This is a genomic window from Gemmatimonadota bacterium (genome assembly GCA_039715185.1).
Lineage (GTDB): Bacteria > Gemmatimonadota > Gemmatimonadetes > Longimicrobiales > RSA9 > DATHRK01.
This window is the reverse complement of sequence record JBDLIA010000025.1, coordinates 13,861-38,397: the sequence shown is the minus strand read 5'-3', so window position 1 is coordinate 38,397 and position 24,537 is coordinate 13,861. Positions and strand designations below refer to the sequence as shown.

General features: G+C 72.4%; 23 protein-coding genes and 2 pseudogenes. 14 read left to right on the top strand and 11 right to left on the bottom strand.

Annotation, left to right across the window (positions count from 1 at the left end):
* The coding region (locus ABFS34_06740; protein ID MEN8375130.1) for a hypothetical protein at window positions 1-410 on the bottom strand (410 nt) is incomplete at its 3' end.
* A 94-nt stretch (window positions 411-504) separates the two neighbouring features.
* Window positions 505-1,500, bottom strand: a pseudogene (gene selD, locus ABFS34_06735) (selenide, water dikinase SelD).
* 315 nt (window positions 1,501-1,815) lie between these two features.
* Here selD and ABFS34_06730 point away from each other — a divergent pair.
* From ABFS34_06730 to ABFS34_06710, 5 genes are all read left to right on the top strand, one after another.
* Window positions 1,816-2,607 carry a tetratricopeptide repeat protein gene (locus tag ABFS34_06730; protein MEN8375129.1) on the top strand — a complete coding sequence of 264 codons (792 nt, stop codon included), beginning with the start codon at window positions 1,816-1,818 and terminating at the stop codon, window positions 2,605-2,607.
* The gene (locus ABFS34_06725; protein ID MEN8375128.1) at window positions 2,604-3,602 is read left to right on the top strand and encodes a hypothetical protein; all 999 of its coding nucleotides are present in this window, start codon (window positions 2,604-2,606) and stop codon (window positions 3,600-3,602) included. The genes ABFS34_06730 and ABFS34_06725 overlap by 4 nt, the downstream gene beginning before the upstream one ends.
* A gap of 6 nt (window positions 3,603-3,608) precedes the next feature.
* Entirely contained in the window at window positions 3,609-4,814 is a 1,206-nt protein-coding gene (locus ABFS34_06720; GenBank protein MEN8375127.1) for an Nramp family divalent metal transporter, read from the top strand.
* A 137-nt stretch (window positions 4,815-4,951) separates the two neighbouring features.
* Entirely contained in the window at window positions 4,952-5,665 is a 714-nt protein-coding gene (locus ABFS34_06715; GenBank protein MEN8375126.1) for a hypothetical protein, read from the top strand.
* Window positions 5,666-5,668: 3 nt separating this feature from the next.
* Window positions 5,669-6,724 carry a DNA recombination protein RmuC gene (locus ABFS34_06710; protein MEN8375125.1) on the top strand — a complete coding sequence of 352 codons (1,056 nt, stop codon included), beginning with the start codon at window positions 5,669-5,671 and terminating at the stop codon, window positions 6,722-6,724.
* Here ABFS34_06710 and ABFS34_06705 read toward each other — a convergent pair.
* Entirely contained in the window at window positions 6,703-9,054 is a 2,352-nt protein-coding gene (locus ABFS34_06705) for a CDC48 family AAA ATPase (GenBank protein ID MEN8375124.1), read from the bottom strand. The two genes, ABFS34_06710 and ABFS34_06705, sit on opposite strands and share 22 nt — an antisense overlap.
* A gap of 300 nt (window positions 9,055-9,354) precedes the next feature.
* Between ABFS34_06705 and ABFS34_06700 the strand changes: the two genes are divergently transcribed.
* Genes ABFS34_06700 through ABFS34_06690 form a run of 3 tightly spaced genes read left to right on the top strand, consistent with a single transcriptional unit; the run spans window position 9,355 to window position 11,549 of the window.
* Window positions 9,355-9,903, top strand: a complete 549-nt coding sequence (locus ABFS34_06700; GenBank protein ID MEN8375123.1) for a sigma-70 family RNA polymerase sigma factor — start codon at window positions 9,355-9,357, stop codon at window positions 9,901-9,903.
* The gene (locus tag ABFS34_06695) at window positions 9,900-10,616 is read left to right on the top strand and encodes an anti-sigma factor (protein MEN8375122.1); all 717 of its coding nucleotides are present in this window, start codon (window positions 9,900-9,902) and stop codon (window positions 10,614-10,616) included. The genes ABFS34_06700 and ABFS34_06695 overlap by 4 nt, the downstream gene beginning before the upstream one ends.
* A 9-nt stretch (window positions 10,617-10,625) precedes the next feature.
* Entirely contained in the window at window positions 10,626-11,549 is a 924-nt protein-coding gene (locus ABFS34_06690; GenBank protein MEN8375121.1) for a DUF4097 family beta strand repeat-containing protein, read from the top strand.
* Window positions 11,550-11,723: 174 nt separating this feature from the next.
* Here the strand turns inward: ABFS34_06690 and ABFS34_06685 are convergent, their stop codons facing one another.
* The 3 genes from ABFS34_06685 to ABFS34_06675 form a co-directional block, all read right to left on the bottom strand.
* A complete protein-coding gene (locus tag ABFS34_06685; protein MEN8375120.1) occupies window positions 11,724-12,422 on the bottom strand; it encodes a hypothetical protein in 699 nt (232 codons plus the stop codon).
* Window positions 12,423-12,490: 68 nt separating this feature from the next.
* On the bottom strand, window positions 12,491-13,816 hold the full coding sequence (locus ABFS34_06680; protein MEN8375119.1) for a HAMP domain-containing sensor histidine kinase: 1,326 nt from the start codon (window positions 13,814-13,816) through the stop codon (window positions 12,491-12,493).
* Window positions 13,813-15,060: a hypothetical protein gene (locus ABFS34_06675; protein MEN8375118.1), complete on the bottom strand. Its 1,248-nt coding sequence runs from the start codon at window positions 15,058-15,060 to the stop codon at window positions 13,813-13,815. Before ABFS34_06675 ends, ABFS34_06680 begins: the two co-directional genes overlap by 4 nt.
* A gap of 283 nt (window positions 15,061-15,343) precedes the next feature.
* On the opposite strand from ABFS34_06675, the gene ABFS34_06670 reads away from it, so the two are divergent.
* Window positions 15,344-16,102: a DUF5715 family protein gene (locus ABFS34_06670; GenBank protein MEN8375117.1), complete on the top strand. Its 759-nt coding sequence runs from the start codon at window positions 15,344-15,346 to the stop codon at window positions 16,100-16,102.
* Here ABFS34_06670 and ABFS34_06665 read toward each other — a convergent pair.
* The 4 genes and pseudogenes from ABFS34_06665 to ABFS34_06650 all read right to left on the bottom strand — a co-directional run bounded on the left by ABFS34_06665 (window position 16,044) and on the right by ABFS34_06650 (window position 19,713).
* Complete coding sequence (locus ABFS34_06665) at window positions 16,044-17,264, bottom strand: hypothetical protein (protein MEN8375116.1); 1,221 nt, start codon at window positions 17,262-17,264, stop codon at window positions 16,044-16,046. The genes ABFS34_06670 and ABFS34_06665 overlap by 59 nt on opposite strands.
* A complete protein-coding gene (locus ABFS34_06660) occupies window positions 17,261-17,755 on the bottom strand; it encodes a DUF456 family protein (protein MEN8375115.1) in 495 nt (164 codons plus the stop codon). Before ABFS34_06660 ends, ABFS34_06665 begins: the two co-directional genes overlap by 4 nt.
* Window positions 17,756-17,771: 16 nt before the next feature.
* Window positions 17,772-18,752, bottom strand: a complete 981-nt coding sequence (locus ABFS34_06655) for an isoaspartyl peptidase/L-asparaginase (protein MEN8375114.1) — start codon at window positions 18,750-18,752, stop codon at window positions 17,772-17,774.
* Window positions 18,753-18,993: 241 nt separating this feature from the next.
* Window positions 18,994-19,713, bottom strand: a pseudogene (locus ABFS34_06650) (L,D-transpeptidase).
* 276 nt (window positions 19,714-19,989) lie between these two features.
* Between ABFS34_06650 and ABFS34_06645 the strand changes: the two are divergent.
* Genes ABFS34_06645 through ABFS34_06630 form a run of 4 tightly spaced genes read left to right on the top strand, consistent with a single transcriptional unit; the run spans window position 19,990 to window position 23,519 of the window.
* Entirely contained in the window at window positions 19,990-21,063 is a 1,074-nt protein-coding gene (locus tag ABFS34_06645) for a M42 family metallopeptidase (GenBank protein MEN8375113.1), read from the top strand.
* 32 nt (window positions 21,064-21,095) lie between these two features.
* A complete protein-coding gene (locus ABFS34_06640) occupies window positions 21,096-21,566 on the top strand; it encodes a GAF domain-containing protein (protein MEN8375112.1) in 471 nt (156 codons plus the stop codon).
* A gap of 10 nt (window positions 21,567-21,576) precedes the next feature.
* Complete coding sequence (locus ABFS34_06635) at window positions 21,577-22,359, top strand: MBL fold metallo-hydrolase (protein MEN8375111.1); 783 nt, start codon at window positions 21,577-21,579, stop codon at window positions 22,357-22,359.
* Entirely contained in the window at window positions 22,356-23,519 is a 1,164-nt protein-coding gene (locus ABFS34_06630; GenBank protein MEN8375110.1) for an enolase C-terminal domain-like protein, read from the top strand. Before ABFS34_06635 ends, ABFS34_06630 begins: the two co-directional genes overlap by 4 nt.
* On the opposite strand, the gene ABFS34_06625 is transcribed toward ABFS34_06630, so the two are convergent.
* Window positions 23,476-23,787 carry a hypothetical protein gene (locus ABFS34_06625; protein ID MEN8375109.1) on the bottom strand — a complete coding sequence of 104 codons (312 nt, stop codon included), beginning with the start codon at window positions 23,785-23,787 and terminating at the stop codon, window positions 23,476-23,478. The genes ABFS34_06630 and ABFS34_06625 overlap by 44 nt on opposite strands.
* 396 nt (window positions 23,788-24,183) lie before the next feature.
* Between ABFS34_06625 and ABFS34_06620 the strand changes: the two genes are divergently transcribed.
* Window positions 24,184-24,345 (top strand): hypothetical protein, encoded by a 162-nt coding sequence (locus tag ABFS34_06620; protein ID MEN8375108.1) that lies wholly within the window; start codon window positions 24,184-24,186, stop codon window positions 24,343-24,345.
* Window positions 24,346-24,537: the final 192 nt, after the last annotated feature.

Sequence of the window (24,537 nt, the reverse complement as noted above, 5' to 3'; positions counted from 1 at the left end):
TCGATCGGCTGAACCGTTACCGAGCCGAAGCCGGCCATCGGTACATCGAGCCCCTCGAACGTCAGCAAGGCGGAGAAGCGGAACGACGTTCGCGGCAGGACGCTGGCCGTGGCGAAAGGCAGCCCTCCAACCGGAAGCGCGGCGGTCGCCACTCCCCCGCCTCCGGTCATATGTGGGGCGATCTCCCCCGTCGGCAGCAGAAAGTGGTGGTCCGCGCCGGGATCGTACTCGGGTGGCAGCGACTCCGCCATCGCACCGGGTACGGAGTCGGCATCGGGATGAGTCGCCCGATCGGCCTGTGCGGAAAGCGGCGCGATCGTCCCCAGGAGCGCGGTGGCGAACGCGAGAACCCTGGACACGGATCGGCGCGTGGCGAGGACGGTGGGGCCCGGCGGGGTCCTTCTGGTCACGGCGACACCCCGGCTTCGGGTGAAGGGCCCCGAACGGCTCGGAGCCCGCGTCGCCAATACGCGTGGGGCGCGTCAACCAGCTACGGCGCCCGTATCAATCGTCTCCGTGGATCACGATGCGCACGTCCTCGGGGGCACCGACTTCGCCGACCACCGCCGGCGCGTGCGGCCCGAACTCTTCCAGCCGCCGGAGCAGCCCGTCCACGCGGTCGGGGCCCACGCTGATGAGCAGGCCTCCCGATGTCTGCGCGTCCGCCAGCAGCGTCCGCCGGCTCTCCGGCACGTCCGAATCCCAGCTCAGCTCGGGCTCCAGGTCTCTGAGGTTGCGCCGCGTGCCGCCCGGAACGTGTCCCGCGGCGACGAGTTCCTGCGCTCCCGCCAGCACCGGGACGGCGAAGGCCCTCAGGCGCGCGGTGGTATGCGCACCGCGCATCATCTCGGCGAGGTGCCCGAGCAGGCCGAAGCCGCTCACGTCGGTGGCGGCGTGTACCCCCACCTCGACCATGGCCTCGGCGGCGCCGCGGTTGAGCGTGCGCATGCTCTCCACGGCGCCCGCCAGCACCGCGCTGGGCGCCGCATCGGCCTTGGCAGCCGTCGCGATGACGCCGGTCCCCAGCGCCTTGGTGAGCACCAGCAGGTCGCCGGGCCGGGCGGTGGAGTTGCGTACGATGCGGTCCGGGTGGACCTCGCCCACGACGCACAGCCCGAACTTGGGTTCCGGGTCGTCGACCGTGTGTCCGCCCACGATCGGGACCCCCGCCTCCGCGGCCGCGTCGCCGCCGCCGCGCAGGATCTCCGACAGCAAGTCCTGCTTCGCGAGCAGACCGCGCGGGAACCCCACGAGGTTGAGCGCGAACAGCGGGCGCCCGCCGATGGCGTACACGTCCGAGAGCGCGTTCGCCGCGGCGATCCGGCCGAAGTCGTAGGGGTCGTCTACGATGGCCGTGAAGAAATCCGCCGTCGCGACCAGCGCGCGGTCGTTGGAGAGCCGATAGACTGCCGCGTCGTCCGCGGTGGAGGCGTCCACCAGGACCGCGGGGTCGTCGAACGGCACCAGGTGACGCAGAACCTGCGTCAGCTCGGCGCTACCGAGCTTACACGCTCAACCGGCCCCGTGGGACAGGTGGCTCAGGCGGATGCGCTCTCTCTGGTCGCGGTCGTCAGTGGTGTCTGCCATGGACTCGGCGCGGGGGTCGAACGATGCCGCGCAACGTCGCGCGGCGCTCCCGGATCGGGTTATTGTTCTGGCGCACGGCGTGGCGGAGGCCGTTCTCGGGCTCGCGGCACGACGCTGACGCCAGGCGTTAACCGATGATCACGGGCTGCAAGATCGAGGGCGGTCAGGGGGGTGGCAAGCGTGGTAAGCGGTCTCGTGCCTAGTCCGCGGTCTCAGTTTCACAGGGCCGTGGACGTACCCGACGCGGAAGTGAACCTCGCCGCCGCGGCGCTGCTGATCGCCGCCGAGGAGTATCCGCAGCTCCCGGTCGCGGCCTATCTGGGCCGTCTCGACATCCTCGCCGAGCGCGCCCGGGACCGACTCGGCGACGAAAACGCGCCGCCGGTCGTGCTTCAGGCGGCGCTGCGCGTGCTGTTTCAGGAAGAGGAATTGCGCGGCAACGCGGACGCCTACTACGACCCGCGCAACTCCTTCCTGAACGACGTGCTCGATCGCCGCCTGGGCATCCCGCTGACCCTGTCCATCGTGCTGCTGGAGGTGGGGTGGCGGCTGGGACTGCCGCTGGTCGGGGTGAACTTCCCCGGGCACTTCCTGGTGGCCTACGAGGGCGAGGGCACGCGCCTGCTGATCGACCCCTTCGCCGGCGGCGCGATCCGCTTCGAGGACGAGGCCCAGGCGCTGCTGGACCGCGTGTACGGCGGCAGCGTGCGCATGAACCCGTCTTTCCTCGAGGAGGCCGGTCGCCGGGAGATGCTGGCGCGCCTTCTCACCAACCTCAAGGCGATCTACCTGAACGCCCGGGATGACACGCGGGCGCTCCAGGCCGTGGACCGGCTGCTGCTCGTCGTGCCCGACGCGGCGGACGAGCTGCGCGACCGGGGCATCTTGCTAGCGCGCTCGGGGCGCTTTTCCGAAGCCATAGAAGACCTGCAGCGCTACCTGGAGGTGGCGCCCGGAGCGGCCGACCGGCGGCGCGTGCGCGGGATCCTGCGCGAGCTCCGCCAGCGGGGCATGCCTTGAGCCGGGCCGCTTACGACGCCGCGCGGGAGTCGCTCGCGCTGGCCGACCGCTCGGACCGAACGCTGCTCCTGCTGGAGGGCCGCGACCCCACGGCGATGCTGCAGGGGCTGGCGACGAACGACGTGAGCGGCGTTGCGGCGGGGGCGTGCGTCTACAGCGCGCTCCTCACGCCGAAGGGTCGCATGGTGTCCGACCTGCGCGTCCTGCCGGGCCCCGACGGCGCGCTCCTCCTGGACGTGCCCGCCGCCGCGCGGCATGCGGTGCTCGAGCACTTCGGCCGCTACGTGCCTCCGCGCATGGCCCGCGCGAGCGCGTTCGAAGGCCGCGTCCTGGGCGTGTACGGGCCCGCCGCCGCCTCTCGACTCGCCGCGACGCTGGACGTCGACGTCGATGACTCGCCCGACGCGCTCACGCGGGCCCCGGACGGGTTACTCGTCGCCGGCACCGACTTCGCCGGCGTCCCGGGGGTGGATGCGGTGGGGCCGGAGGTGTCGATCGCGACCCTGGAGGCGCGGCTGGAGGCCGACGGAGCGGCGCGGCTGGACGACGCGGCGCTGCAGGCCCTCCGGGTGGAGGCGGGCAACCCGGCGTGGGGCGCGGAGCTGGACGAGGAACGGATCCCGATCGAGGCGGGCATCGAGGATCGCGCGATCAGCCAGACAAAGGGCTGCTACACCGGGCAGGAGGTGATCATCCGTATCCTGCACCGCGGACACGTGAACTGGCACCTGCGCGGGTTCGAGGCGGCGGGAGCCGCCGACCTGGCTTCGACCGCGGAGGCCGCGGAGGCGCTCGTGGCGGGGGCCGAGCTGGTCGAGCCGGGCGGGCCCAAAGTGGTCGCGCGGATCACCAGCGCCGCGGACTCACCACGTCTGGGCAGGATCGCCCTCGGGTACGCGCGCAGGGAGATCGCGCCGGGGACGGCGCTGGCCTCCGCGGCTGGGCCTGCGTCCGACGCAGTGCGCGTGGTGAGTCTACCCTTCCCGCGCGCGTAGCCGCGCGTGAGCCGCGCGCGCGCCGGCCGGGGCAGCGGGCCCGGGAGCCTGGTCGTCGCCGCGTTCATCGGCCCCGGCACCGTCACCACCTGCACCCTCGCCGGGGTCCAGTTCGGGTACCGCATGCTGTGGGCGCTGGCGTTCTCGGTCGGCGCGACGCTGGTGCTGCAGGAGATGTCGGCGCGGCTGGGCCTGGTGACCGGCGCCGGCCTGGGCGAGGCCATTCGCGCCCGTTGGTCGGGCCTGACGCGGGTGCTCGCGGTGGGCCTCGTCGTGGCGGCGATCGGCGTGGGCAACGCCGCCTTCCAGACCGGCAACCTGCTGGGCTCCGCGCTCGGCGCCAGCGAGCTCCTGGGTGGCTCGGCGCGCGCCTGGGCGATCGCCACGGCGGCGCTGGCAGCGGCGCTCCTGTGGACCGGCCGCTACCGCGCGATCGAGCGCACGCTGGTGATCCTGGTCGGGCTCATGGCGGTGGCGTTTGTGACCACGGCGGTGGCGTCCAGGCCCTCGCTCACGGACCTGGCCGCGGGCTTCGTGCCGTCGCTGCCGGGCCGCAACGAGGACGCGCTGCTGGTGGCGCTGGGCCTGATCGGGACGACCGTCGTGCCCTACAACCTGTTCCTGCACGCCACCGCCGTGTCGCGCCGCTGGGATGGCCCCGAGGCGCTGCCCGCGGCGCGCTGGGACCTGGTGGTCGCGATCCTGATCGGCGGCGCGGTGAGCGCGGCGATCGTGGTGACCGCCGCGTCGGCGGGCGTCGCGACCGTACGGGACGCCGCGGACATGGCCCGCCAACTGCGCCCCCTGCTCGGCGACTGGGCCAACGTGCTGTTCGCGCTGGGGCTGGCGGCGGCCGGCCTCACGTCCTCCATCACCGCCCCCCTGGCGGCCGCGTGGGCCGTGGGCGGGGCGCTGGGCTGGTCGACCGGGCCCGACGACCGGCGCACGCGCGCGGTGTGGATCGCGGTGCTGCTCGTGGGCGTCGCGTTCGCCGTAACCGGCGTGCGGGCGGTCCCGGCCATACTGTTCGCCCAGGTCGCCAACGGCCTTCTGCTGCCGGCCGTAGCGCTCTTCCTGCTGGCGGCGGTCAACGACCTGCGCAGGATGGGCGGGTGGAGCAACCGGCAGGGCGCGAACATGTTGGCGATGGGGGTGATTGGAGTAACGGTCGTACTCGGCGCGCGCGCCGTCTGGCGCGCCTTGATCGGATGAGCAGGCGTGAAGCGGCTGCGGCGCGCGCGTCCCGGGTGGGGATGCCGGCGCCCGGTCACACGCCTTATCTTGGGGCCACGTCTCCGCGAGGACGCGGTGCGACAGACCCCCACACTCGAGAAACCAGGAGAGCCGCAATGGCGCGAATCACAGCCGCCGTCGCACTGCTCACGGCGCTGCTTCCAGCCATGTCCGGGGCCCAGATCGCGCAGCCGGTTCCGGCGGGACGCCTCTCGGTGGCGCCGTTCGTAGGGCTGAGGATAGGGCACACCGTGGAGTTCACCGAGCGCGTCGGGGCGCCCGGAGCCACCACCTCGCGGACCGAGACCCTGGACGTCGATGGGGGCTCGACGGTCGGCGCAGCGGTGAACGTGCCGCTCGGCGGGCGCCTGTCCGTGGTGGGGTCTGCGACCTGGTCCTTTGCGGAGGAGGGGACGCTCACCACGACGGGCGACGAAGGCAGCGGGGTCACAGACATTTCCGACACCGGCACGCTTCTCTTCACGCGCGCCGGGCTGGGTTACCAGTTCGTGGACACCGAGCCGGAGTCGCGGGTGCGCACGGTGGCGGCGGTGCTGAGCGCGGGACCCGTGTTCGTGCGCGCGGACCCGGGCGACCTCATCGCCGCCGACCCGGAGTGGCACTGGGGGGCGGCGATCGGCGCCGAAGCGTTCGTCCCGCTGGGAAATTCCGGCGCGCACGTGTACCTCGCCGCGGACGACTACATCATGTTCTGGGACGCGGACAAGCTGCCGTCCCGTGCCACCTCCCCGATCGGAGCCGCCGGAGAGCGCGACGCCGACTCGTCGAACGTCCTCACGCTGCGCGCGGGGCTGGCCTACCGATTCTGAGCGATGGGTAGCTCGCTGACCATCGCGCTCGGCGCCGTCGCCGTGGTCATCGCCCTCGTCGCGCTGCTGGAGGTACGGCGCGCGGCGCGCGCGGCTGCCGAGCCCGTGCGCCAACTCGAGCTCCGACTGCGGGACCTGTCCGACCACCTGGGCGGGCGGCTGGAGGACTCCGCCCAGGCCGCCCGCGGCCTGACCACGCTCGTGGACGGACGCCTGCGCGACACCGGCCGCTCCCTGGCGGAGGTCCAGACGCAGTTGGCGCGGCTGGACGAGGCCACCCGCCAGGTCGAGTCGGTGGGCCGCTCCATCGCGGGCCTGGAGAAGCTGCTCGCCGCGCCCAAGCTGCGCGGAGGCCTCGGGGAGTGGACCCTCGAGGCGCTGCTCGCCGAAGTCCTGCCCGACGAGCACATCCTGCGCCAGCACACCCTCGCGTCGCGTGGCACCATAGTGGACTTCGCGGTGCGCGCGGCGGACGGACGGCTGATCTGCGTGGACAGCAAGTTCCCGCTCGAGGCGTTCCAGCGGCTGCTCGAGGCGCGCGAGGCAGGCGCGGACGAGGACACCGAGCGCGCGGCGCAACGCGAGCTGCGCGGAGCCGTGAAGGGACGCGTGGACGAGATCGCCGAGCGCTACATCTGTCCCGTGGACGGCACCCTCGACTTCGCGTTCATGTTCGTGCCGTCGGAGGCGGTCTACTACGAGTTGGCGGTGCGCGACGCCGACGGCGGCAGCTTCCTGGCCTACGCGCGCGAGCGGCGCGTGGTGCCGTGCTCCCCCAACACCCTGTACGCCTACCTGCAGGCGGTGCTGCTGGGGCTCAAGGGAGTGCGCGTGGCCGAGCGGGCGCGCGGACTGCACCGGACCCTGGAGCACCTGCGGACCGACGTGGACCGCGCGCGCGGCCTGCTGGAGCGCGCGGCCCGGCAATTCCGGCACGCCGGCCAGAACCTCGACGAGGTGGACGGCGCGCTGGCCGATGTGGGGCGCCGCCTGGACTCGAGCCTCGCGCTCGACGAGCCGACGGAGCCCGCGCGGCCCTACGAGATCGGGCCCTCGTAGTCCTCGGCGTCTCCGGACTCTGACTCGGACCGAGCGGCCATCGGCCGCCCCTCCGGCCGCTGGACCACCTCGAACCCGATCCTGCCCGTGCCCAGCGGGCTCTCCTGTTTGAGCGTCGCGAGGATCTGCTTGTACTCCTCTTCCATCTCGGGGGTGACCGAGGGTCGCGTCGACTTGAGCGAGCGCAGGAAGAGCTCCATCGACACCTCGGCCATCTCCAGGTCCTCGCGCAGCGCCTCCAGGCCCGCGCGCCGGACCAGGTCTTCCAGGTCCGCGCCCGTATAGCCCTCGGTGTCGCCCGCCAGCGCGTCCAGGTCCACGTCGGCCGCGAGCGGCATGTCCGAAGTGTGGATGCCCAGGATCCGGCGGCGTCCGTCCTCGTCCGGCACGGAGACGTAGATCAGCTCGTCGAACCGGCCCGGCCGCAGCAGCGCCGGGTCGACCAGGAGCGGCCGGTTGGTGGCGCCGATGACCACCACGCCCCGCAGCGTCTCCAGGCCGTCCATCTCCGAGAGCAGCGTGTTGACCACGCGCTCGGTCACCGCCGGCTCGCCCCGGAACCCGCCCCGGGGCGGCGCCAGCGAATCGATCTCGTCCATGAAGATCACCGTGGGGGCGACCTGGCGCGCGCGCGCGAACAGCCGGCTCATCTGCTGCTCCGACTCGCCGTACCACTTGGACAGCAGGCTGGAGGATTTGGTGGCGATGAAGTTGGCCTCCGCCTCGCGCGCGACCGCCTTCGCCAGCAGCGTCTTGCCGGTGCCCGGGGGGCCGAACAGCAGGAACCCGCGCGCCGGCCGGATGCCCAGGCGCTGGAACGCCTCCGGGAAGCGCAGCGGCAGCTCGATGCCCTCGATGAGCCGCTCCTGCGCCTCCTTGAGTCCGCCTATGTCGCCCCAGGTCACGTCGGGGACCTGGATCATGATCTCGCGTAGCGCCGACGGCTGGACCCGGTGCAGAGCGTTGTCGAAGTCCTCGGTCGTCACGCGCAGCGCCTCGAGCACCTCGGAGGGTACCTCACCCGCGGCTATGTCCAGGTCGGGCAACGTGCGGCGCAACGCCTCCATGGCTGCTTCGCGCGACAGCGCGGACAGATCGGCGCCCACGAAGCCGTAGGTGCGGCGCGCCAGACGGGCCAGCTCGACGCGCCAGTCCAGCGGCATCCCGCGCGTGTGGATGGACAGGATCTCGCGGCGGCCGACGGCGTCCGGCACGCCGATGACGATCTCGCGGTCGAAGCGGCCGGGCCGGCGCAGCGCCTCGTCGATCGCGTCCACCCGGTTGGTGGCGGCGATCACGATCACGTTCTGGCGCGGTTTGAGCCCGTCCATCAGGGTGAGCAGCTGCGCCACCACCCGGCGCTCCACCTCGCCCGAGGCCTCCTGGCGCTTGGGGGCGATGGAGTCGACCTCGTCGATGAAGACGATGGAGGGGGCCTGCTGCTCGGCCTGCTCGAAGACCTCGCGCAGCCGGCCCTCTGACTCGCCGTAGTAGCGACCCATGATCTCGGGGCCGGCGATGTGGAAGAACGCGGCGTCGGACTCGTTGGCCACGGCGCGCGCGAGCAGCGTCTTACCTGTTCCCGGCGGGCCGTACAGGAGCACGCCCTTGGGCGGGTCGATGCCCAGCCGGTGGAAGAGCTCGGGGTGCTTGAGGGGCAGCTCCACCATCTCCCGCACCTGGTCGACCGCGTCCCCGTGCCCGCCGACGTCGTCGTAGGTGACGTCGATGCGCCGCGCCTCCTGCGGCTCGGTGTACTCGGGCAGCAGCTCGATCTCGGTGTCCTCGGCCACCCTGACCACGCCGCGCGGGGTGGTCGACACGACGATGAGTCGGATCTCCTGCAGCGCGTAGGCGGGCTGCTGGAAGAACGTGCGGAAGACGTCCTCCGGGAAGCCGACGCCTTCGGCGCTGGAGGACGGCCGGTAGACCGCCGTCGAGATCACGTCGCCCGCCGTAAGGGGTCGCTGGAAGAGCGTGCGGCGGAGCAGCTCCGGCGAGCCGGACAGCTTCACGTTGGTCTGCGCCGGGGCCAGCGTCACCTTGCGCGCCGGGCTGACTTCGGCGCGTCGTACCACGACGTGATCGCCCATGCCCACGTCGGCGTTGGCGCGCTGCAGGCCGTCGAGTCGGATGACCTCCAGGCCCTCGTCCTCGGCGTAGGGCGGAAGCGCGATCGCCACCGTGGTGCGCTTCCCCTCGAGCTCGATGACGTCGCCTTCCTTGACCCCGAGCTGCTCCAGCTCGGTGGAGCCCAGGCGCGCCACGCCCTTGCCCACGTCCTGCGGTTTGGCCCCGGCGACTTGAAGGCGGGCGCTCGGCCGCTTCATCTGCTCCCCTCCTCCTCACGAGCGACGCTATGAACCGCGCGGCGCTCCGACGGCGGGTCCGCGCGCCTGAAGCCTACGCCGCTCGGGCGCGTGGCGCCACGGTCGGCGCCCGGTAGCCCTCGGGCGCCCTCTCGCATAATGTCCACCAGCGGCCGCTAGGTAGCTTCAGCCCGCGTAAACCCCGCCCCTGCGGTCGGCATCTCAAAAACCGACAGGACGACGCGGCGACCCCGGGAGGTCGCGCACAGGCTGAGCGGCCAATCCACCGAAGGGAATGGACCACTGGCGTCAGCGAGCGCGGTGAAGAGGACGATCGCGGCGGACCGACACGGCGAAACGAGCGGCCTGATAGAGCGGGCCCGAGCAGGCGACGAGGCGGCCTTCGAGGCCCTTTACCGGGGCAACGTGGGGCGAGTACACGGCCTCTGCCTGCGCATGGTCGCCGAGCAGGCCGCCGCCGAAGAACTCACGCAGGACGTCTTCGTGCGGGCGTGGGAGAAGCTCTCCCTGTTCCGCGGGGACAGCGCGTTCTCCACGTGGTTGCACAGGCTGGCGGTCAACGTGGTGCTCCAGCACCTGAGGTCGCAGAAGCGCCGCGAAGCCCGCGTCACCCTGACAGACGACGTGGGTCGACTGGCGGGATCGACGAGGCCCGCGTCCACCGGAGCGAAGTTGGATCTGGAACGGGCGATGGCGACGCTTCCCGAGGGAGCGAGGAGGGTTTTCGTGCTGCACGACATCGAGGGCTACAAGCACGCGGAGATCGCCGAGATGACGGGCACGGCGGTGGGCACATCGAAGGCCCAGTTGCACCGCGCCCGGAAGCTGCTGAAAAAGGTACTGGCATGAGCGACATGCACCTGAACGAGACGCGGCTGCACGACGCCGCGGACGGCTCGCTGGCTCCACGGGAAGCCGAGGCCGTGCGCGCGCACCTGGACGGGTGCGTCCGGTGTGCCGCGCAGGTGCGGGAGCTACGCGACCTGCTGGAGCGGGCGCGCGAGCTGGGCGGACCGGTGGAGCCCGAGCGGGAGCTGTGGGACGGAATCCAGGCGCGCATCCGCGCGGCGGCGCACAAGGAGATTGCCTTCCCGGCCGACCGGACGGGCGTCGCGGTGGCGGAGCGGCGCGCTACGTGGTCGCCGGCGCTGCGCGTGGCGGCGTCCGTGGCGCTGCTGCTGGTGGGCGGGGTGACGGGCGTGATCATCGCCCGCGCGGGACAGGCGCCGGTGGCACAGCCCGCGGTCACGTCGGTCGATGCCGACGGCGCGGTGCTGGTCAGCGACGATGACCTGGACCCGCGCGCCGAGCTGGTGAAGGAGTACGAGAGTCCGGTGGCCGAGCTGCAGGCGGAGCTGGAGCGCCGGCGCGGCGAGCTGGCGCCGGAGATCGTGGTGGAAATAGAGCGGAACCTGGAGATCGTGGACCGGGCGATCGAGGCGGCGCGAGCCGCCTTCGACGAGTCGCCCGGGGATCCGGTGCTGCCGGATATGCTGCACAGCGCCTACGGGCGGAAGGTTGAACTTTTGGAGCGGGCCGTCGGCCTGCCTCGGACGATATAGGAGCGCACCATGCGACCCACAATGAGAGCTGCGACGAGCCTGGCCGTGTTCGGCTTGCTGCTGGCCGCGAACCCCGGCGAGGCGCTGGCCCAGCGCGAGATCGATGAGACCAGGGCCCTGCGCGCGAACGGCAGGGTCGAGGTGGAGAACCTCGCGGGCTCCATCGAGGTGCGCGGCTGGAACCGCGACGAGGTGCGCGTCACGGGCACGCTCGGGCGCAACGTGGAGGACGTGGACATCGTCGCGTCGGGCGGCCGCGTGTCGATCCGCGTGCGGCACCCGCGGCGCGGCGGATCCTGGCGCAGCTCGGGCACCGCGCTGGAGATCAGCATGCCGGCCGGAGCGCGACTGAGAGTCGAGACCGTGTCGTCGGACATCGACGTGCAGGGCGTCAACGGCCGCCTCGACCTGGAGGCCGTGAGCGGCGACGTAGACATCCGCGGCGCCGGCGGTGAGGTCCGCGCGGAGTCGGTCAGCGGCACCATCCAGGTCGAGGGGACGAGCCCCGACCTGCGGCTGGAATCAGTCAGTGGCGACGTGGTCGTGAGCGGCGTGGACGGCGCGAGCATCCGCGCCGGGTCGGTCAGCGGGGACGTGGACGTGCGCGGGGGCACCTTCCTGGACGGCAACTTCGAGACGGTGTCGGGATCGGTCGCGTTCACCGGCGAGCTCGCCGACGGCGGCGACTTCGACTTCGAGAGCCACAGCGGCCGCGTGGTGCTCGTGCTGACCGGTGACGTGAACGCCGAGTTCTCCCTGTCGACCTTCAGCGGCTCCATCCGGGGCCGGTTGAGAGACCTCGACATTTCGGATCAAGTAGAGCGCACCAGCCGCTGGACCCCAGGTCGCGAGGCGCACTTCAGGGTGGGCGACGGGAGCGCGCGGGTGGACGCCAGCAGCTTCTCGGGTTCGGTGGAAATCCGCAGCCGCTGATGTCGGCTGGAATTCACGTGCCGGAGGGCGGCTGAGACAGCGCGCCCGCCTCACGCACTGGCGCCCCGACCGGGTTTCCCCGGCCGGGGCGCTCTGCATCCCGGCGGCGCGCGTCACGCCGGCTAGTGTACCGTTGCCGGCACACAGCGTCGCTCCGCGCCGAGCAGCCCTCCGCTACCCGTCCAGCCAGTGATGCAGCAGATCAGCGGCGCGCGTCGAACGCTCCAGCGACAGCGCCGGGTGGCCGCCCTCCAGAGCCCGCGCCGACTGCCGCAGCAGCTCAGCGGCGCGCTCCAGGAGCGCGCGCACGCGCGGGTGCTCCTCGCCGTTGGCCTCGGCCTCCTCGAGCCGCGTGAAGAGAGCGTGCACGCGCTCGGAGACGCCGTTCAGCACGCGCACGGACACCTCGGGCCCGAGCACGTGCACCACGATCTGCGCCATGCGCAGGCGCGCCTCCAGCAGGAACTCCCGCGCCAGCTCGAGCTCGCCCGCCTGGCGCGCGCGCCGCGCGCTCTGTAGCGCCTCGAATACGGGGGCCAGCAGCGCACGCGCCGCCTCCGGGCCTTCCTCCTCGGCCACGATGCGGATGGCGCGGTGCGTCAGACCAACCAGGAGCGACCTGGAGTCGACCGGTGGGCGGTCCCGCGGCGGTCCCACGAACGCCGCCACGTCGGACTCCATGGCCAACTGGCCGTCGCCCTCGCCGAGCGCCTCCGAGTCCAGCCGGGTCAGGTCGGCCTCTATGCCGTCCGCGCTCGGCTGCGGGACGGTCGGGTCCTCGCCGCAAGCCGCCAGCATCAGCGCCAGGAGCGCCGGGATCGCCCAGAGACGGCTGGCCGCGATCCCCGCGGCGGGTGTGGTGTGTGTCCTCATGTCTCCTGCTCCTCTTCGGCGGTGGAGCCGGCCCCCGAAGATCTCTGACGGACGGTGGCTGAGGGTCGTTAAGTCCCATGCCTGGCCGACACGGTTCGCGCGACCGCCTCGGCGCAGGGTTCTGTGTGCACCGGCCGCCGCCCGCCGCCGGCCGCTTCCGGATCCAGCTTCAGCGCTATCGCCGCCCGGAACGTGGCGCCCGACCCCGGCTCGGAGGAGACCGAGAGGTCCCCGCCCAGCAACTGACACAGCCGGCGCGAGACGGCCAGGCCCAGGCCGGTGCCGCCCCGGCTTCGCGTGCGCGCCTGCTCCACCTGCCAGAAGGGTTCGAAGACGCGCTGCAGGTCCTCGCCCGCGATTCCCCTGCCGCTGTCCGACACCTCGAACACGCAGCACTCCCCGCTCACGCCGGCCGCGAGCTTGACCCAACCCGTGTCGGTGAACTTGACCGCGTTGGTGAGCAGGTTGAGCAGGATCTGGCGGATCTTCTGCGGGTCCGTGAGCAGGGTCGCCTCCGGGACGGGGTCGATCCGGAACTCCAGGCCCCGCTCTCGCGCCAGCGGCTCCGCCAGCGCCACCACGTCCGCGCAGGCGCCGGCAAGCTCGACCGGCTCGACGCGCAGGGTCTCTCGCCCCGCGTCCATGCGGGAGTACGTCAGGATCTCGTCGATGATCTGCAGCAGGTGGCGCGAGCTGATCCGGATCCTGGACAGGTGCGCGCCCTGCTCATCGGTGACCGGCCCGCCGATGCCCGCCTGGATCAGATCGACGTAGCCCAGGATCGAGTTCAGCGGCGTGCGCAGCTCGTGGGACATGACCGCCAGGAAGTCCGATTTCGCCTTGCTGGCCGCCTGCGCGTCGCGGTACAGCATCGCGTTGGCGATGGACAGGCCGGCGCGCTGTCCCAGCTCCCGGGCCACGAGCACGGTGTCCTCGGCCACCGTCGTGTGGGTCACCTGGACCAGCGTCATGGCCCCCAACACCCTGCCGCGCGCGGTGATTGGCACCGACACCCCCGACGACACGCCCACCCGGCCGAGGATCTCCAGGTGTCGCGGCTTGAGGCCGTAGCGTGCGAGCGCGGGAGGCGAAAGGTTCTCCATGATCACGGGCTGGCCGGTCCGGATGGTGAGCGCCGCGGGATGCGGCGAGTCCGGATCCAGAGGGAAATCCGCCTCCAACTCGCGCAGCAGAGGGTCTCGATCGGGCCGACCACCCGCGCCGCAGATTCGGCGCGGCGGCTCTCCGGGCTCGAGGATGTCCAGGCAGCACCAGTCCGACAGCGCCGGCGACACCAGATCGGCGAGCCGCCGCAGCCCCTCCACCCAGTCCAGCGAAGAATCCAGGATGCTGCTCGCGTCGAGCAGGATGCGCGGGTCGGACAGGTGACTCACGGGCGCGGCAATCGGTCGAGCGGCAGAGCCGCGGTGAGCACCCGCGAGGGGTCCCCCGCGCGCGTCCAGGCGAACACCAGCTCGTCCCCGGCGCGCACGAACCGGGGGAAGCCGCTGGCCCGCTCGGCGCCGGTCCGGGTGATCACGAGCGGGGTGCCGATCCGGCCCTCCTCGACCAGGCGCACGCGCACCTCCGCGCCGTCGGCGGTGCGCTCCAGCCAGCTCACGGCCGCGGCGGTCCCCACGAGCTGGAGGTCCACGCGGCCCTCGGGCGAGCCACCGTCCACGCGCACGGGCGCTCCGAACGAGCGCCCTCCGTCGCCCGAAAAGGCGACGTTGACCCTGGGCGTGTCGCGCGCCGCGGTGAACCACGCGATGGCCGCGTGATCACCCGAGGCCGCGATGGCCGGCCCGTTCACCGGACACGCCGGGATGAGCCACTCGTCGGCGTGAACCCTGGTGGGCTCCTCCCAGCCGTCGCGCGTGCCTCGGCGCACCACGATGTCGCGCACCTCATCGTCGCCGCGGTCGCGGTAGGCGATCAGCACCGCGTCGCCGGCGCGCGCCGCGTCGGTCTGGCAGCAGTCGCACGTGCGCCCGTCCAGCAGGAAGCCGTCCAGCGGCTCCCCGCCCGCGTCCGCGAAGCGCGCGTAACGCAGCGTCATGGCCCCGCCACCGTGTCCGCCGTCCGGCTCGGACGCGTCTTCGGCCGATCCCATTTCGCGGCCGTCCAGCCAGACCGCGCCCACGCCCCCGGCCGGCGCCTCGAAGAGCGACACGAAGCCGTGCTCTGTCTGGGTGCCGTCGGTGTGCGGCCGGAAGGGCTCGGACCACGTGGCGCCGTCATCGGTCGACAGCGCCATGGCGACGTCGTAGGCGTAGGTGCCGGGGCCGGAGCGCACCAGCCAGTGCGCCGCCAGGGTGCCGTCGTCCACCCTCACCACGCTCGGGAAGTCGGCCCAGTTGACGAACCAGTGGGGGCCGGAGGCTATCGTCTTCGGCTCGGACCAGGCGCCGCCGGCCGGGCGCCGGGCGAAGCGAAGCGCGTGGGTGTCCGGCCCGGCGGGCTCGAGCCAGCTCACCAGGACCGCGCCGTCGGCGTCCAGCGCCAGGTTCGGTTCGGCCGCACCTGGCCCGGCCCCGAGCTCCACGCGGGTCAGCGCGGGCCCGTCGTCCTGGGCGCACGCGGTCGTCGCCAGCGCGGCGATGAGGGCGACCGAACGAAGCGGTGGGGTCTGGGCCATCGGCGCTGTCCTTCGTGGAGGCTGGAGTTTCGCGTGGCGGGGAAGATGCGGTCGACGACCCTCCGCGCGAAACCACCCGGCGGCCGCGCCGAAGTGAACCGGGGGCGGTCGCGAAACCCAGGCGGAGGTCGCCGTGTAGGACCAACCCTATTGACGGTCGGCACGCGCCCGCGGTACCGTGGACATCCTGTCCGAGGATGACCCACCCGCGAGCGGGCGGCGGCCGCCGCGCCGTGGCTGGCCGTTTTTTATTGGTGTGACCTGAATCGATCGAGGCGGATCGGTGCGCAACGCTCTACTCTCAGCGCTGCTCGTAGTCGCGGGCGTCGTCCCCGCGCAGGCGCAGTCCCTGCGCGGGTCGCCGGCATCCCTGGACCGGCAGAATCGCATCGCGCAGCAGCACGACTACACCTATCTGCGCAATCGCTCACACGTGCGGAAGTTCGTAGGGCTGGGGCTGCTGGTGCGTGTCCGGCCCACGCGGCACCTGGATCTGGGCGCCGTGTCGTTCCCCTACACCCGGCCCGAGGTCAAGCTCTTCATCGATCGCCTGTCGGCTCAGTACCACTCGGCGTGTGGCGAGACTCTGGTGGTCACCAGCCTGACCCGTCCGAACGCCAGCCAGCCGCGCAACGCGTCACCGCGTTCCGTGCACCCCACGGGCATGGCGCTCGACATCCGCCGCAGCCGGAGCCGCGCGTGCCGGCGCTGGCTCGAGAACACGCTACTGTCGCTGGAGCAGGCGCGGGTCCTGGAGGCGACCAGGGAGAGGCGACCGCCGCACTACCACGTGGCGATCTACCCGCGCCAGTACGAGGGCTACGTGGCTTCGCTGCGGCGCCGACAGGAGCAGCAGCCTCGCCTCGCCTCGGCCGTGTCGGGGTCCGGGTCCGGGCAGTACACGGTGGGGCGCGGCGACACGCTGTGGGACATCGCCAAGCAGGTGGGCGCCTCGGTGGAGAGCATCAAGGCGGCGAACGGGCTCAGGACGAGTCGGATCTATCCGGGGCAGACGCTGAAGGTACCGGCCTCTTCTCCGTAATCGCGGCCGCGTCCTCGAGCGCGTCGCCCTCGAGCTCGGCGCCGACCGCCGAGTCTTCCGAGCCGCCATTGCGCTTCCACGGCCTCGCCCGGGCGGCCAGCCGCCGGGCGTTCTCCCACGCCGACCGGGCGGCTTCGCGCCCTTCGCCTCCGGCGCGAGCGAGCCTGTCCCTGAAGCGCCGTCCGAAGCCCCGCACCTTGGCCGCGAACGAACCCCGCGCTTCGGCCACCTCCTCCGCTCCGAAACCCAGCGCCCGCGCGATCTCGGCCAGCCGTTCCTCGCCTCCGTCGCGCGCGCTGGTGGCGAGCACCGCCAGGTCCAGCAGCTCCTCTCGCTCCGACGCCGACAGCTCGGGCAGCGCCGACGCTTCCGCGGGGATCGCCGCGCCCTCCTCCGGCTGGGTGATCCAGACGCGCAGCGCGGCCATCGCGGGGTGCACCGAGGCGGGCACCATGCCGCTCACCTGCACGCCGGCCTCGGCCGCGAATCGGCCGATCGCGGCGCGCGCGATCGCCACCGTGGACGCGTAGTTCAGCGCGCCCGCCACGATCGCGCCGACGCCGGGCACCAGCCGCGCGACGCCGCGCCTGGCCACGTGCCGCGCGGCAGATCGCCCCACCGCCTCGCCCACGGCCGAGCCGGCCAGCGCCGCCCCCGTGGAGGTCAGGAACAGCGCGCGCACGCGCGCCGTGGGGTCGTCCAGCCGGACGTCGAAGAGCGCGGCGATCTCCAGCACCAGGTCCCGCTGCTGCGCCGCCACGTAGCGCCAGTCGGCGACGATCCCCAGCGCGGCGATGGCGGGGCCGAACACGGGGATCATGGACGGGACGGTGGTCACCGCGCCGATCGCCGCGGCGCGGCGAGCGCGCTCGCGGGTGCGCGCCCAGGCCAGCGCCACCGGGTCCGCCCCGGCGGACGCCTCGGCGCGCAGCCGGGACACGTCTCCGGCGATCCTCAGCGGCAGGTCGTCGGGGACCTCCAGAGCGTCGTCGATGGCGTTCGCGAGGCGCTTCGCGACGCGGTCCACGTCCTCTTCGCTGAGCCGGTCGGTGACGCCGCCGAGCTGCTTGCGCAGCTCGCCCGCCGCGTCGGAGGCGAATTCGCGCCAGCGGGGCGCGTCCGCGTCCATGTCGTCGTCGCGCGGGCGCTCTGGCTCGGTCACAGCACCAGGGCGGATACGCCCAGCGCGAGGATCGCCACGCCCGCGCCGGCCTTGAGCACCACCGACGCCGCGCGCCCCAGGACCGCCCCCATGCCCACGCGCCCCGCCGCGCCCGCCCGGCGCGACTCCCAGTAGGTCACCGCAGCGGCGCCCGCGAAGGTGCCCGCGACGCTCGCGATGAGCGAGCCGACCACCGGTACGGGGGCGCCGATCAACAGGCCCAGGAAGCCGCCCCCGATCGCCCCCCAGAAAGCCCGGGGGCTGCCGCCGAAGCGCGCGCTCATGTCCCGCAGCAGAAGCCACTCGCCCAGCTCGGCGGCGCCCGCCAGCGCCAGGCACAGGAGCATGACGCCGCCGCCGACGGGCCCCGCCAGCCAGCCCACCGCCAGCGCCCCGACCATGATCCACAGGCCGGGCAGCCCGAAGGGGATGGCCAGCAGCCCCGCCACCAGCACGGCGGTCAGGATCGATCCAACCAGCAGTCCGCTCATGGTGAGGGCAGCCGTCCTATTCGTCTCCGTAGAGCTTGGCGGTGGGCGCGCCGTCCGGTCCGATCCAGCCGCGCAGCATGCCGGCGGTGTTGAACGCCATGGCGATCTCTCCGTTCGCGCCGAGCACCACCACGCCGCCGCCCGCCTCCTGGCGCACGAGCCGGTCCATGACGACCGCGTCGGCGGCCTCCTTCACGCTCGCGCCGGCGTGCTGAACGCGCGCGCAGATGTCGTGCGCCACCACGTTGCGGATGAAGAACTCGCCCTGCCCGGTGGCCGAAACGCCGCAGCTTTCGTTGCTCGCGTACGTGCCCGCGCCGATGACTGGGGAGTCGCCCACGCGGCCCCAGCGCTTGTTGGTGATGCCGCCCGTGGAAGTGCCCGCCGCCAGGTTGCCGGCCCGGTCCAGCGCAACCGCGCCCACGGTGCCGAACTTCTCCGTCTCCCGCGGCAGCGCCGAGCTGCGCTCGGCCTCGCGCTCCTTCGCGCGTTCCAGCGCGCGCATGCGCCGTTCGGTATAGAAGTAGCTCTCCGGCACCAGCTCCAGCCCCTGCTCTTCCGCGAAGGTTTCGGCGCCCTCGCGCGCGAACATGACGTGGCGCGAGTGCTCCATCACCGCGCGCGCCAGCACGATGGGGTTCTTCACCCGCTTTACGCCCGCCACGGCGCCGGCGTTCAGGTCGGCGCCGCTCATGATCGATGCGTCCAGCTCGTTGGTCCCCGAGCTCGTGAACACGGCGCCCTTGCCCGCGTTGAACATGGGGGAGTCTTCCATGATGGTGATCGCCGCCACCACGGCGTCCACCGCGCTGCCGCCGTCGGCCAGCACCCGGTGTCCCGCGCGCAGCGCCTCCTGGAGCTTGGCTCGGTACTCCGCGTCCCGCTCCGGGCTGATGTTCTCGCGGGTGACGCCGTTGCCCGCGCCGCCGTGGATCACGAGCCCCCACTCGACCGTGGGTGGGCCGGCTTCGACCTGCGTGGCCGCGGCGAGCGGCACGGCGGCGAAGGCGACGAGCGCGATGGACGTCAGGGTCAGGCGGTGGATGGCTTGGTACACGGGCGACTCCCCGTCTCGTGGAACTGAAAAAGGTCGCGGCACAAGCTAGCGATTACTTACCCGTCGCACCCGGACCAGGACGCAAAAGGGGCGGCCCTCCCAACGGAAAGGCCGCCCCGCGCGCTGAATGCCATCGATACTTCTGTTACGGTGCACTAGGAGCGGGCCGACGCCGTCAGAAAATGCGTACCGGTGTCCCCACGGGCACGATGCTGAACAGCTGCTCCACGTCGGCGTTGCTCATGCGGATGCAGCCGTGGCTGGCGGCGAGGCCGATGGAGCTCTCGTTGAAGTCGTGCGTTCCGTGGATGAGGTAGCCGTCGCCCAGCACGAGCTTCACCGGGCCGAGCGCGTTCGGCACCTTCCGCTGCGGCGAACCGAGCGGCGGAATGAAGAGCTTGCCGTCCCCCACCAGGTCGAAGCCAGGCGTGGTGGGGCTGAAGGGCGAGTGGCCCCATTCCTCGCCGTTGAAGATCCAGGTGCGGCGCCCGACGATGTTGTTGCGGACCTCGATGATCGTCCTGTCCGACAGCTCTATCCGGTCACCCGTCTTGAGCTGAACCGGCTCCAGGCCGCGCTGCACGGAGCGCTCGTGGTAGTGCCAGTCGGGCGGAATCCAGTCGGGATCCTCGGCCTTCGCGAGCACCTCTCGCGTCCCCTTCGGCGTGCGGAAGTCGTAGACCCTGCCGTTGAGCTCCCACAGCCCGCCACGGCCGATCGCGATGGGCGCCGACATGATCGTGTCGCCGCCCTCGTCCACGTACGTAAGCCGCTTCTCTTCCAGCGAGACACGAATCTCGGTCTGCGCGCTCGCCGGGCCTCCGCTCACTCCGAGCGTCAGCGCCGCCAGCGCGCCGGCGGCGACTCCCACCGCTATCGAGCTCCGCCCGGTTTCTTTCATCGAACACCGCATGAAGATGACTCCAGTTGCCACGTTCCCCGAGTTGATACGCCGGATCGATCCCGTTCGATCCACGTGTCGGGGCCAAAGCACGATGCGGACCAATAACGCCCGCGGTCAACGGATTCGTTCCCCGCCCGACGGAAAGACGCCGGCCGGGCTCGCCATTTCGCGGGATCGTTTTACATTTACGGGCTTTTGACGCCCCCGCGCGCGGCCCGCCCGCCGCGATCGCCGGACGCCGACTTACCGAAGGCAAAACGGACGCGCACATCGGTGAACGATACATCACGCACATTTCTGGACCGCCTGCTGAGCACGCCCGGGCCCAGCGGCCACGAGGCCGCCGCCGCCGCAGTGTGGAGGGAGGAGGCGAGCTCGTTCGCCGACGACGTGCGAGCCGACGTAAGCGGCAACTCGCTGGCGACGCTCAAAGGGGACGGCGCGCCGCGCGTCATGCTCGCCGGCCACATTGACGAGATCGGGTTCATGGTGACCCACATCGACGAGGACGGTTTCCTCTACTTCAACGGCATCGGTGGGTGGGACCCGCAGGTCGCCGTGGCGCAGCGCGTGGTCCTGCTCACGCGCGCAGGGGAGGTGCGCGGGGTGGTCGGCAGGAAGCCCATCCACCTCATCAAGGAGGACGAGCGCAAGCAGGCCGCGAAGCTCACGGAGCTGTGGATCGACATCGGCGCGAGCAACAGCGACGAGGTGGCCGAGCGGGGAGTGCGCGTGGGCGACTCGGCGGTGATAGACGCGCCGCTGCTCGATCTCGGCAACGGCCGCATCGCGAGCCGGTCGATCGACAACCGGATCGGCGCGTTCGTGGTGCTGGAGGCGCTGCGCAAGCTCGCCGAAGACCCCGCTCCCGCGGCGTCCGTGACGGCCGTGGCGACCACCCAGGAGGAGATCGGCCACTCCGGCGGCGGCGCGCGCACGAGCGCCTACCGGCTGGAGCCGGACGTGGCGCTGGTGGTGGACGTCACCTTCGCGACCGACGCGCCGGGGATCGAGAAGAAGGAGTTGGGCGAGCACGAGCTGGGCGGCGGGCCGGTGCTGGCGCGGGGGTCGGCGGCGCACCCGATGGTGTTCGAAAGGCTGGCGGCGGTGGCCGAGCGCGAAGGGATCGCGCACAGCATCACGGCGTCGCCGCGCTACACCTCCACGGACGCCGACGCCATCTATCTGACCCGTGCGGGCGTGGCGACGGGGCTGGTGTCGGTGCCCAACCGCTACATGCACTCGCCCAACGAGATCGTGGCGCTGGACGACCTGGACGCGGCCGCGAATCTTATCGCGGCCTTCTGCCGTGACCTGACGGCCGACGACGACTTCGTGCCGCGCTGAGCGGCGCGCGAATCGACCAACGAGGGAGATCGATGCTCGACGCGACGAACACGCTGAAGGACCTGCAGACGATGCGCGAGGAGGGCTACCTCTCCGACCCCATCATCCGGAAGGCCGTGCGCCAGATCGAGGAGGCCGACGAGCGCTTCGACTGGGTCGGCGTCTACCTGCTGGACACCGAGAACAACGAGCTGTGGCTGCACAACTACCGCGGCGAGTCGACCGAGCACGCCAAGATCCCGGTGGGACAGGGCGTGTGCGGAGCCGCGGTGGAGTCCGGCGAGAACCAGAACGTGCCGGACGTGCACGCGATCGAGAACTACATCGCCTGCACCCCCGACGTGCAGTCGGAGCTGGTGGTGCTGATCCGCGCCGGCGACGAGATCCTCGGCCAGATCGACATCGATTCCAACAGGCCGGCGGCGTTCACCGACGAGGACGAGGCGACGGTCGTGATCATCGCCGACAAGCTCGCCGAGGTCCTGATGGCCGACCGCAGGTGATCGCCCGGCCATGACGTCGTACGCGCCCCGGGAGGTGGACGGCTTCCCGGGGCTCCGCGTGATCCGCGCGGACAACCCCTCCCACCTCACCCTGGACGGCACGCGCACCCACGTGGTGGGGCGGGAGCGGTGCGTGGTGATCGATCCGGGGCCGGCCGATTCCGGCCACCTGGACCGCGTGGCAGCCGCGCTGGCCGGCGCCGAAGCCGCGACCATCGCGCTGACCCACGACCACCCCGACCACGCCGAGGGCGCCGCGGGGCTGGCCGAGCGCCTCGTGACTGCGGGCCTGGAGGACGCCGGGCGCGTCCTCGCCCTGGCGGACGGCACCCTGGAGGACGCCCACACGCTGGACACCGACGTGGGCCGGCTTGTGGCCCTCGCCACGCCCGGCCACACGCGTGACCATGCGTCCTTCTACTGGCCGGGCGCCGGCGTGGTCTTCTGCGGCGACCTCATGACGGGCGGGCTGGACACCGCCCTGGTGGCCTCGCCGGAGGGGCACCTGGGCGACTACCTGGCCTCGCTGGAGCGGCTGCGCGCGCTGAGCCCGCGGGCGATCTTCCCGGCGCACGGCCCGCCGTTCGCGGACTCGCCCGAGGGCGCCATCGCCACCTACCTGGAGCACCGCCGGTCCCGCCTGGCGCAGGTGCGCGAAGCGCTCGCCGCGGGGCTGAGCGAGCCCGCCGACGTGGTCGCGCTGGTGTACGGGGACTCTCTGCCGGGGGCGCTGCTGGGGCCCGCGACCGCCGCAGTCATGGCGTACCTGGAGCACCTCGAGTCGGCGCCTTGAGGATCGACGCCGCGCGCGTCCACGTCGCGCCCTTGAGGCTGCGGCGGCCGTTCAGGACCGCAGCCGGCGAAACCCACGACCGCCCCACCATCCTGCTGGAGCTTGACGCCGGCGACCTGACGGGCGTCGCCGAGTGCCCGGCGCTCCCCGTCGCGACCCACGGAGCCGATGACCACGCCACCGCGCTGGCGGCGCTGCGCGAAGCGCTCGTGCCGGCGCTGGTGCCGTGGGGGCGCGCCCCCGGCGAACCGTCGCTCGCAGCGCTCCGCGGCCTGGCCCCCGACGCGCCGATGGCGGTATCCGCGGCGCTCATGGCGCTGGAGGACCTGGAGGCGCGCGCGGCGGGGTTGCCGCTGGCGGAGTGGCTGGTGCGCCAGCCGGAGGGGCCGGCGGCCGACGCGGGCGGCGCGCGGACGCCGCGCGCGGGCGCCGAGGCGCGCGCCGTGATCGGCCTGGCGGAGCGAGCCGATGACGCCGTGCGCGCGGCCACCGAGCTGGTGGAGGCGGGCTACCGGCGACTCAAGCTCAAGGTGTCGCCGGAGGCGGGCCTGGACGGAGCGCGCGCGGTCCGCAAGGCGTTTCCGGGGGTGCCGCTGGCGGTGGACGCGAACGGCTCGTTCGCGGCGCCGGCGTCTGGAGGCGCGGCGGCGGCCGCTGCCCGCCTGGCGGAGCTCGACGCGCTGGGGCTGGAGTTCATCGAACAGCCTCTGGCGCCCGCCGATCTGGCCGGCCACGCACAGCTGCGGCGCGAGCTGCGCACCCCCATCGGCCTCGACGAGTCCGCCGTCGGCCACGCCGCGGCGCGCCGGGCGATCGAGGCGGGCGCTTGCGACGCGCTGAACGTCCGGCCGGCGCTGTGCGGCGGCCACCGCGAAGCGCTGCGCATCCTGGCGGCGTGCCGGGACGCCGGCGTGCGGGCTTGGTGCGGCGGCTACCTGGAGGCCGGCGTGGGCCGCGCGCACGCCATCGCCTTCGCGCGCCACCCGGCGCTCACGCTGGGCGCGGACCTGTCGGCCTCCGAGCGGTACTGGGAGCGGGACGTCGCGTCGCCCGCGGCGAGCCTGAACGCCGACGGGCTACTGGTGGGCCCCGCGGGAGCCGGCTGCGGCGTGGACGCTACCCTCCCGCGCCCTCGCCGTCGCCCTCGAAATGGGGCGTGAGGTCCAGCGTGCGGTCCAGGTCGGTGAGGTTGAAGTCGCCGCTGACCTCCGCTTCAGGCCCCGCGTCCGCGAGCGCCTTGTCCCAGCCTCGCGCCTCATCGGCTTCGGGTGGCGCGCCGGCGACGAACTTCTCGCCCGCGGCGGCTTTGCGGCCGGCCTTCGCCCGGTAGAGCGCCTCGTCGGCCGCGGCGATCAGGCCCTCGTGCGACTCCATGTCTGGCGCGTAAGCCGCCACGCCGACGCTGATGTCCAGCGGCGGGTCGCCCAATTTTTCTGCGCCCGCGCCCTGAACGTCTCGCGCACCCGCTCCGAGAACAGGGCCGCGCCCTGCGCGTCGTGCCGGAAAGAACGACCGCGAATTCGTCACCTCCCAGCCGAGCGGCTGGCCGCGAGCGCGATGAGGGCAACCAGGCCCGACAGTACGAGTTGGATATTCTTGCGCATCGATCCGCAACGCCAACCGCTTACAACCAAAACCTAAGGCATCGAGCTGTATCCTGTCCGTGTCCCGCGGGCGCCTACCTGCGCGCCTGCGAGGCTCACTTCGGCGTCGTAGCCCGGGCATGTAACCCTGGTTACGGCGCGACCACTCTCCGTGTCGGCATCTTGAAGCTTCCAACCTCGGGCTGACGCCGGTCCACCAACTCTAGGCACGGAGGGACCCATGGAGCAGAAGGAGAGGCGCGTACTCATCGAACTCACAGAGGAGCAGCGCAAGCGACTCAAGGAGCAAGTGGGCACTGACGCCAAGGCCATCGAGCTTACCGCCGAGGAGCTCGAAGAGCGCATCGCCCCGTGGGGAGGCGGCATGGGCGGCGGGGTCTAACTCCAACAGCGCGATCCTCGCGGGGATAGGCACTCCTTGCGAGGTTCGGTGCAAGCAAGAGAGGGCGCAGCACCGAACCGTGTTGCGTCCTCTCCTTCTGCCTGTCGGCGAAGCCGGCTGCTCCGCAGACGCAACGACGCTGAGGGCGTGACCGAAGGCCGCGCAGGACGTGCTCAACGGGACGCGGCGCTC

Bases quoted from the DNA above. Each gene is read 5' to 3' on its own strand.
- ABFS34_06690 (MEN8375121.1), top strand. From the start codon at position 10,626: ATGCGACCCACAATGAGAGCTGCGACGAGCCTGGCCGTGTTCGGCTTG.
- ABFS34_06620 (MEN8375108.1), top strand. From the start codon at position 24,184: ATGGAGCAGAAGGAGAGGCGCGTACTCATCGAACTCACAGAGGAGCAG.
- ABFS34_06685 (MEN8375120.1), bottom strand. From the start codon at position 12,422: ATGAGGACACACACCACACCCGCCGCGGGGATCGCGGCCAGCCGTCTC.
- ABFS34_06705 (MEN8375124.1), bottom strand. From the start codon at position 9,054: ATGAAGCGGCCGAGCGCCCGCCTTCAAGTCGCCGGGGCCAAACCGCAG.
- ABFS34_06715 (MEN8375126.1), top strand. From the start codon at position 4,952: ATGGCGCGAATCACAGCCGCCGTCGCACTGCTCACGGCGCTGCTTCCA.
- ABFS34_06640 (MEN8375112.1), top strand. From the start codon at position 21,096: ATGCTCGACGCGACGAACACGCTGAAGGACCTGCAGACGATGCGCGAG.
- ABFS34_06695 (MEN8375122.1), top strand. From the start codon at position 9,900: ATGAGCGACATGCACCTGAACGAGACGCGGCTGCACGACGCCGCGGAC.
- ABFS34_06675 (MEN8375118.1), bottom strand. From the start codon at position 15,060: ATGGCCCAGACCCCACCGCTTCGTTCGGTCGCCCTCATCGCCGCGCTG.
- ABFS34_06710 (MEN8375125.1), top strand. From the start codon at position 5,669: ATGGGTAGCTCGCTGACCATCGCGCTCGGCGCCGTCGCCGTGGTCATC.
- ABFS34_06660 (MEN8375115.1), bottom strand. From the start codon at position 17,755: ATGAGCGGACTGCTGGTTGGATCGATCCTGACCGCCGTGCTGGTGGCG.
- ABFS34_06635 (MEN8375111.1), top strand. From the start codon at position 21,577: ATGACGTCGTACGCGCCCCGGGAGGTGGACGGCTTCCCGGGGCTCCGC.